The sequence below is a fragment of the Methylobacterium aquaticum genome, assembly GCF_001043915.1.
Classification (GTDB): domain Bacteria; phylum Pseudomonadota; class Alphaproteobacteria; order Rhizobiales; family Beijerinckiaceae; genus Methylobacterium; species Methylobacterium aquaticum.
Map to the genome: position 1 here is coordinate 1 of NZ_LABX01000300.1, position 7896 is coordinate 7896.

The 7896-nt window shown below is 73.5% G+C and carries 9 protein-coding genes; 7 read left to right on the forward strand and 2 right to left on the reverse strand.

The genetic code is table 11. The features are described from left to right. Nucleotides 1-162 precede the first annotated feature (162 nt). From crtI to VP06_RS30405, 5 genes are all read left to right on the forward strand, one after another. Nucleotides 163-1734, forward strand: coding sequence for a phytoene desaturase family protein (gene crtI / locus VP06_RS30385; RefSeq protein ID WP_048467553.1), 1572 nt, complete (start codon nucleotides 163-165; stop codon nucleotides 1732-1734). Further along, the gene (locus tag VP06_RS30390) at nucleotides 1731-2159 is read left to right on the forward strand and encodes a DUF2141 domain-containing protein (RefSeq protein ID WP_048467554.1); all 429 of its coding nucleotides are present in this window, start codon (nucleotides 1731-1733) and stop codon (nucleotides 2157-2159) included. Before crtI ends, VP06_RS30390 begins: the two co-directional genes overlap by 4 nt. Nucleotides 2160-2226: 67 nt before the next feature. Then, a complete protein-coding gene (locus VP06_RS30395; RefSeq protein WP_048467559.1) occupies nucleotides 2227-3198 on the forward strand; it encodes an ABC transporter ATP-binding protein in 972 nt (323 codons plus the stop codon). Then, nucleotides 3195-4406, forward strand: a complete 1212-nt coding sequence (locus tag VP06_RS30400; protein WP_048467555.1) for an ABC transporter permease — start codon at nucleotides 3195-3197, stop codon at nucleotides 4404-4406. Before VP06_RS30395 ends, VP06_RS30400 begins: the two co-directional genes overlap by 4 nt. A 19-nt stretch (nucleotides 4407-4425) precedes the next feature. Continuing rightward, nucleotides 4426-4899: a hypothetical protein gene (locus VP06_RS30405; protein WP_048467556.1), complete on the forward strand. Its 474-nt coding sequence runs from the start codon at nucleotides 4426-4428 to the stop codon at nucleotides 4897-4899. A gap of 108 nt (nucleotides 4900-5007) precedes the next feature. Here the strand turns inward: VP06_RS30405 and VP06_RS39100 are convergent, their stop codons facing one another. Both VP06_RS39100 and VP06_RS36835 read right to left on the reverse strand, forming a co-directional pair. Next, on the reverse strand, nucleotides 5008-5403 hold the full coding sequence (locus VP06_RS39100; RefSeq protein WP_048467557.1) for a hypothetical protein: 396 nt from the start codon (nucleotides 5401-5403) through the stop codon (nucleotides 5008-5010). Nucleotides 5404-5693: 290 nt separating this feature from the next. Continuing rightward, nucleotides 5694-5870 carry a hypothetical protein gene (locus tag VP06_RS36835; RefSeq protein WP_156295853.1) on the reverse strand — a complete coding sequence of 59 codons (177 nt, stop codon included), beginning with the start codon at nucleotides 5868-5870 and terminating at the stop codon, nucleotides 5694-5696. 307 nt (nucleotides 5871-6177) lie between these two features. Between VP06_RS36835 and VP06_RS30415 the strand changes: the two genes are divergently transcribed. Continuing rightward, complete coding sequence (locus VP06_RS30415) at nucleotides 6178-6489, forward strand: polyhydroxyalkanoic acid system family protein (protein WP_048467558.1); 312 nt, start codon at nucleotides 6178-6180, stop codon at nucleotides 6487-6489. Between the two features lie 254 nt (nucleotides 6490-6743). Beyond that, the coding region (locus tag VP06_RS30420; protein WP_048467560.1) for a universal stress protein at nucleotides 6744-7896 on the forward strand (1153 nt) is incomplete at its 3' end.

The following is a 7896-nucleotide window of genomic DNA, read 5'->3' on the forward strand; positions in this document are numbered from 1 at the left end:
GCTGGCGGGGGGCTGACAGCCGCCACGGCGCGCCGCACCCTGGAAAAAACTCGCGCGACCCACCCACCGCGACAATGCGCGGCCATTGCCGGCTCACCGCCCTGCACCACAACTAGGCCATACGCACGGGACGCCGTTTTAGGTCTGGCAGGAGGTGGAGCGTTGTTGCAGCCGCGGGATGGGTACCGCACCCTGTCGGGGCGGCGGGCTGTGGTGGTCGGGGCGGGGCCGGGCGGCCTCGCGGTGGCGTTGCTGCTCGCCCGCGACGGCGTGCAGGTGACGGTGATCGAGAAGGAGGACGGCGTCGGCGGACGCACCCGGACGGTCACGGCGCCGGGCGGCTACAAGTTCGACATCGGGCCGACCTTCTTCCTCTATCCGCGCATCCTGGCCGACATCTTCGCATCCTGCGGCGAACGGCTGGAGGATCACCTCACCCTCGAACGGCTCGACCCGCAATACCACCTCGTCTTCGAGGGCGGCGGCGAGATCCGGGCGACGCCGGATGTCGAGCGGCTCGAGGCCGAGATCGCCCGCATCGCCCCCGAGGATGCGAAGAACGTCCGCCGCTTCCTGGACGACAACCGCCGCAAGCTCGCGGCCTTCATCCCGGTGCTCCAGCAGGCCTGCGACTCGATCCGCAGCTTCGCCTCGCCGGCGATGCTGGCCGCCCTGCCGCTGCTGCGCCCGCACGCCACCGTCGACCGCGACCTGTCGCGCTACTTCAAGGATCCGCGGGTCCGCCTCGCCTTCTCGTTCCAGACCAAGTATCTCGGGATGTCGCCGTTCCGGTGCCCGAGCCTGTTCACCATCCTGAGCTTCCTCGAATACGAGCACGGGGTCTACCACCCGGTCGGCGGCTGCGGCGCGGTCTCGGAGGCGATGGCCGGCCTCGCCCGCCGCCTCGGCGTCGAGATCAAGCTCGGCACCAGCGTCGACCGGGTCCTGTTCGAGGGCAAGCGCGCCGTCGGGGTCGAGGCCGGGGGCGAGCGCATCGCCGCCGACGCGGTCGTCATCAACGGCGATTTCGCCAAGGTCGTGCCCGAGCTGGTGCCCGAGGCGCGCCGGCCGCGCTGGCGCGACGCCAAGGTGGCCAAGGCCCGTCTCTCCTGCTCGACCTACATGCTGTATCTCGGCATCGAGGGGCGGATGCCGGAGAGCCTCGGCCACCACACCATCCTGTTGTCGGAGGATTACGCCCGCAACATCCGTGAGGTCTCCGACGGGGTGCTGCCGATGCAGCCCTCGATCTACGTCCAGCATGCCGGCTACACCGACGGCGGCATGGCGCCGCCCGGCCATACCAGCCTCTACGTGCTGGTGCCGGTGCCGAACCTGCGCGCCGGGATCGACTGGGCGACGGTGGGGCCGTCCTACCGGGCTTTGGTGCTCAAGCGCCTGGAGAAGCTCGGGCTCACCGACATCGAGCAGCGCATCCGCTACGAGCGGGTGGTCGATCCGACCCAGTGGCGCGATGCGTTCGCGGTGCACGAGGGCGCCACCTTCAACCTCTCGCACGACCTGCTCCAGATGCTGTATTTCCGGCCCCACAACCGCTTCGGGCCCGGGCTCTACCTCGTCGGTGGCGGCACCCATCCGGGCTCGGGCCTGCCGGTGATCTACGAGGGCGCGCGCATCACCGCGCGGCTGATGGCCGAGGACCTCGCCGTCGAGCCGGTCCCCGCCCGCGGCCTGCCGCTCGCGGCGGCGCCGAGCCTCGGAGAGGCGTCGTGAGGCGCGCGCTCCTCGCCGCCGCCTTGGTCGTGGTGGCCGGTGCGGTGCCGGCCCGGGCGGCGGAGATCGCCGTCGAGGTCGAGGGGGTCGGGCCCGGGGCCGGCCGGGTCTTCGTCGCGCTCTGCACCGGGTCGCTCGTCGAGGAAGCCTGCCGGATCGGCCAGAGCGGGCCCGCCGCGGCCTCGAGCCTGCGCTTCGGCTTCTCCGAGGTGCCGCCGGGCACCTACGCGGTGGCGGCGTTCCAGGATCTCGACGGCGACGGGCGCCTCGGCCGCACCCCTTTGGGCCTGCCGACCGAGCCCTACGGCTTCTCGAACGGCGCCGGCCGACACGGCCGCCCGGATTTCGCCGCCGCCGCCCTCCGCTTGGCCGAGCCGGGAACCGCCGTGCGGGTGCGACTCACCCGCGCCCTGCCGGCCCGGTAGGTTGTTCGCCCTCGCACCGGGGGCCCTCCTCCGGAAAGCCGCAAAGCTCTGCTGTCGTGACGGCATGATGCCCGATCCCGCGGCGGAGCTCCGCGACCTCGCCTTCTCGTACCGCCGCCGCCCGGTCCTCGACGGGATCGACCTCGTGCTGGCGCGGGGCGAGACCGTGGCCCTGCTCGGCCCCAACGGGGCGGGCAAGACCTCCCTGATGCGGCTCCTGGCCGGCCGCCTTGTCCCGGGTCGCGGCCGCGTCCGGGTCACCGGCGGCGATCCGGGGCGCGAGGCCGGGGTGCGGCGCGCCATCGCCTGGGTGCCGCAGGAGATCGCCCTCTACCCGCGCCTCACCGTGCGGGAGAACCTGGAGGTGTTTTCGCGCCTCATGGGCTTGCCCCGGGGGGCGCGGGAGCCGGCGGTGGTGCGGGCGCTGGCGCGGGCGGGGCTCGACGAGGTGGCGGGCCGCCTCGTCGGCGTGCTCTCCGGCGGCTACCAGCGCCGGGCCAACATCGCCGTGGCGCTGCTGGGCGAGCCCGCCCTCGTCCTCCTCGACGAGCCGACGCAAGGGGTCGATCAGGCCGCCCGGGCGGCGATCCACGCCGTGCTCGAACGGCTCCCCGAGGCCGGCGCCGCCGTGCTGATCGCCACCCACGACTTCGCCGAGGCCGAGCGCCTGGCCGACCGGGTCCTGGTGCTCCAGGACGGCTCCTTGCGCCTCGACGGGCGCCTCGCCGACCTGCTCGCCGGCCTGCGGGCCGGCCCCCCCGAGCACGAGGTGGCGTTGTCGGAGGCGGCTGCTCCTGACGCCGCCGCCGCCTTGCGCCAGGCGGGCTTCCTTCCCGCCTCGCCGCTCACCTGGCGGGCCGGCAGCACCGTGGCGGGCGGGCGCGACGGCGCGGCACTGCTGGCGCACTTCCGCCGCCACGGCGTGCCGGTGCGGGAGATCCGGGTGCGCGAGCCGGGCCTCGATGGGCTCTACCGCGACGTGACGGCCGGGGATCGGCCGCGCCATCCCGCCCTCAAGCCCGCCGAGATGCCCGCATGATCGTCGCCGCGTTCCGGGTGATGCTGCTCACCCTGTGGCGCGACCGCGCCGCCCTGGTGATGGCCTTCGTGCTCCCGACGGTGATCTTTTGCGTGTTCGCGGCGATCTTTTCCGGCGCCGTCGGCGAGCGGATCCGCATCCAGGTCGGTCTCCTCGACCAGGCCCGCACCGCCACCACCGGGCGCCTCGTGACGGCGCTCCAGGCCGATCCGGCCCTGCGCACCACGCTCCTGCACGGCGATGCGGTGGCGGCGGTGCGCCGCGGCGAGGTCGACGTCGCCCTGGTGCTGCGCGGCGACCTCGCGGCCGGGAGCAGCACCGCGGATGCGCCGATCCTCGTCGTCGAGAGCCCGGCCCGGGCGCTCGCCACCCCGATCGCGCTCGGCCAGATGCAGCGGGTGCTCAACGAGGCCCTGCCCGACGTGGTCCTGTCGCGGGTCGTCGCCGATGTCGAGCGCACCGGCAAGATCGGCCCGGACGAGCGCGCCTTCCTCGACAAAGCCTTCGCGGAGAGCCGCGAGAAGCGCGAAGCGTTCTCTTTCGCAGCCCTGATCGCCCGGGCCTCGACGGCGGAGGGCGGCGAGGGGCAGGCCGGCGGCAACGCCCGGGTCGCCTATTATGCCGGGGCGATCGCCGCGGTGTTCCTGCTCTTCGCCGCCATGCAGGGGGCCCTCTCCCTGGTCGAGGAGCGCCAGTCCGGCATCGCCGACCGCCTGGCCGCCGCCCCCGGCGGTCTGCCGGTGGTGGTCCTCGGGAAATTCCTGTTCCTGGTGCTCCAGGGCACCGCGCAGGGCGCGCTGATCTTCGGCGCCGCCGCCCTGTTCTACGGCGTCTCGGTCGGGCCGCATGCCGGGGCCTGGCTCGTCACCGGGGTGCTGGTCGCCGCCATGGCGGCGGGGCTGGGCTTGGCGGCTTGCGCGGCGGCGCGGACGCGCCAGCAGGCCCATCTGGTCTCGACCTTCGGGGTGCTGCTGCTCTCGGCGGTCGGCGGCAGCATGGTGCCGCGCTTCCTGATGCCGCCCTGGCTCCAGAGCCTCGGCTGGCTCACCCCCAATGCCTGGGCGATCGAGGCCTACCAGGCGGCGCTGACCGAAGGCGCGGGCGCCGCCTGGCCGGCCTGGACGGTGCTGGGAGTGCTGGCCGTGGCGGGCCTGGGCACGGCGCTCGCGCTCACGGCGCGGCCGACCCCCGGGCCGGCGCGGGCATGAGGCACGCACGGATCGTCAGATGAGCAAGCCGGCCACCTCCCGCCTGGAGCGCATCGCTCTCGCTGTCGTCATACCGGGCTACGTCCTCATGGTGCTGCTATTCGCCTCCCTGTCCTGGACGATGGCGGACGAGCGCAGGCGCGTCGAGGCGGGCCCGACGATCTCCGCCATCGTCGGGCCGACCTATGCCATCAAGGGCCGGACGATGGGCGAAGTCTCATATTCCATTGCTTCGTCATCGGGCCGGGTTGAATGCCGGGACGAGATCGAGCTTGGACCGACGGACCTCAAGTTTCAGTCAGGCCAGGCCATCGACATCGTCGCCGGCGACCGGTGCGGGCGCGCGGTGTCGATCCACAAGCGGCTCTCTCCCTTGTCCTACCTTCTCATGGCCATCGGCGCCGTGTTGGGTCCCATCGCCAATCTTGTCTGGGAGAAGCGGAAACACGGTCGGGCGACATCGTCGCCGTCGGGGGCCCGGCACCAACCATGAGGCCGAGGCCGCGCACCGAACGCGACGTTTCCCCGGTGCGGGAGCGGCCCGCGATGGATCCCGTCTCCGCCGCGGGCATCCCGTGACGGAGCCGAGCACGCGGCTGCGTCAGCCCTTCAGCCGCTTGTTGCACTCCGAGTAGTAGCCGCCGCCCTTCTCGATCCAGTTCATGCCGCCGTTGCCGGCCCCGCCGGCCGCCTTGTTGGCGTTGTACTGGTCGAGGCATGTGTGCTGGCGGGCGCTGCCGGCCGGCTCCTTGGCGTATTTCGGCGAGATGGCGGTGGGGAAGATCGCGCCGGCGGCCGGGCTGTGCGGCGCCGTACTCGCGGGGGCTTGTGCCGCCGGGGCGGCGGGCTTGGCCGGGATGGCGGGCGGGTTCGGCGGCGGCGCCGGATTCGGCTTCGCCGCCGGGCTGAACGGGTTCGGGGTCGGCGCGGCCGTTTGGGCGTGGGCCGGGGCGGCGAGCGCGCCGAGGAGCAGCAGGGAAGCGAGAGAGAGACGCATCGTCGGGTGTCCGCATTCGGATGGTGCCAGCTTAGCAGCAACACGGCCCGCGGGCGACCTGTGACGCGGCCGCATCCGACGGCCGCGAGACCCGTGATGCGGCGAGGCCGCCTCACGTCTGTGAGACTTCCGCGGCGATCTCCGCCTCGTGGAGCCGGCGTCTCCCCGAAACCGGCGCTCCAGAGCGGCCTCAGCGCAGGTGGACGGCGATCCAGAGCACCGCGACGGCGACGATGCCGGCAGCGAGCCAGCGCACCAGGCGCGAGGCGGCGGGCGTCACCGGCGCCGCCTCACTCGGGCGAGCGCCGGACGGCCGCGCCCGCGATGATGGTGGCGAGCGCCGCGGCGCCGAGGCCGTCCTGGAGGGCCCGCACCGGCTCGTCCGGCATCGCCAGCCACCACAGGGCGGCCGTGGCCGCGACGCACACGGCGACGGCGCCGAGGATTCCCTTCTCGATCGCGCTCAAGACCCGCCTCCGCTCCTCGGGCACCCGGCGCCCGGCTCCGTCCTGCCCCCGCTCCCCCCTACGCCAAGCCGGACGGCTTGGACAGCACCCGCCGGGCGGCCCCGGGCGGATGGGGCCGGGCGTGACGCGCGCCTGCAACGGCCGCCCCCGCTTCCGGCTCGCGTCCCCCGCCGCGGTCCCTCGGTGCTCGCAGCGGATTGAATTCCCCAGCGGCATGGTGAATTTCAACCCCGTATGATTCGGCCCTGCCGAACCATGAGGCCCGGAAGCCGGCCCGGAGGGGGTGCGGCGGGCCGCGGAGACGGTGATGGCAAAGCCCCTGGTCGTCGTGATTCCCTACCAGATCGGCCGGGCCGAGGCACGCCGGCGCATCGACGCCCGCCTCGGCCAGGGCCGGGACCTCGTGCAGAAGGCCGGGCTCACGATGCAGGATCCGGTCTGGGACGGCGACACCCTCGCCTTCGTGGTCGGCGCCATGGGCCAGACGGTCACCGGCACCATCGCGGTCGACGACGAGGCGGCCCGCGTCGAGGTCAAATTGCCGATGCTGCTCGGGATGTTCTCCGGCAAGGTGGGGCAGGTCATCGCCGACAAGGGCGGCGAGCTGTTCGCGGCGTGACCGCCGGGCGCCGTCCGGCCTTGATGGGATCTTGATATCGCGGTCCGCCCAGCCGCATCGCTTTCCTCCGTCGGTGATCGCAAGATCACCCGGGGTGGCGTGGCCGGAGGAGGGACCGTGAAGGAGCTTCGAGACCGCCCCGTGCGGGACGACCGGCCGTGCCGCCGCGGCGCTGCCGCGCGCCCTCCCTCCCTCCTCCGGTGCAAACCCGGCCGGCCCGCCATCGCGGCACCCGCCGGCGCGCGGCCGGGACGATGAGGGACACGGCACGGCCCCCGCGCGCGGGCCACAGACCCTCGCCCGATGCGCTCCTGGCGCAGGCGCGCCGGGAGACGCCCGGGCGCGGGCGCCTCAAGATCTTCCTCGGAGCGGCGCCGGGGGTCGGCAAGACCTACGAGATGCTGACGACCGCCCATGCGCGGCGCCGGGAGGGCGTCGACGTGGTGGTGGGGGTGGTCGAGACCCATGGACGGCCCGAGACCGAGGCCCTGGTCGCCGGGCTCGAGGTGCTGGCGCGCCGCACCGTCCCGTATGGCGGCGGCACGCTCGACGAGATGGACCTCGACGGGCTCCTCGCCCGGAAGCCCCGGCTCGCCCTGGTCGACGAGCTCGCCCACACCAACGCCCCGGGCTCGCGCCACCCGAAGCGCTACCTCGACGTCGAGGAACTGCTCCAGGCCGGCATCGACGTCCACACCACCCTCAACATCCAGCATGTCGAGAGCCTGAACGACGTGGTGGCCCAGATCACCCGGATCCGGGTGCGCGAGACCGTACCGGATTCGATCCTCGACCGGGCCGACGACATCGAGGTGATCGACCTCTCCCCCGACGACCTGATCCGGCGCCTCCAGGAGGGCAAGGTCTACCTGCCGCGCCAGGCCGAGCGGGCGCTCAAGCACTATTTCTCCCCCGGCAACCTCACGGCTTTGCGCGAACTGGCCCTGCGCCGCACCGCCCAGCAGGTCGACGACCAGCTCGTCACCCATATGCGGGCCCACGCGATTCCCGGCCCCTGGGCGGCGGGGGAGCGGGTGCTGGTCTGCGTCAGCGAGGACCCGCGCTCAGGCAGCCTCGTGCGCTACGCCAAGCGCCTCGCCGACCGCCTGCGGGCGCCCTTCACGGCGCTCACCATCGAGAGCCGGCGCAGCGCCAGCTTGAGCGATGCCGAACGCGACCGCATCGCCGAGACCCTGCGGCTCGCCGAGCGGCTCGGCGCCGAGACCGCGACCCTGCCGAGCCAGGGGCGGATCGCCGACGACGTGATCGGGTTCGCCCGCGAGCACAACGTCACCCACGTGGTGGTCGGCAAGTCGGCCCGCTCGCGCTGGTTCGAACTCCTGCACGGCTCGGTGGTGCACGACCTCCTGCGCCGCTCCGGCCCGATCAGCGTCCACGTCGTGGCGG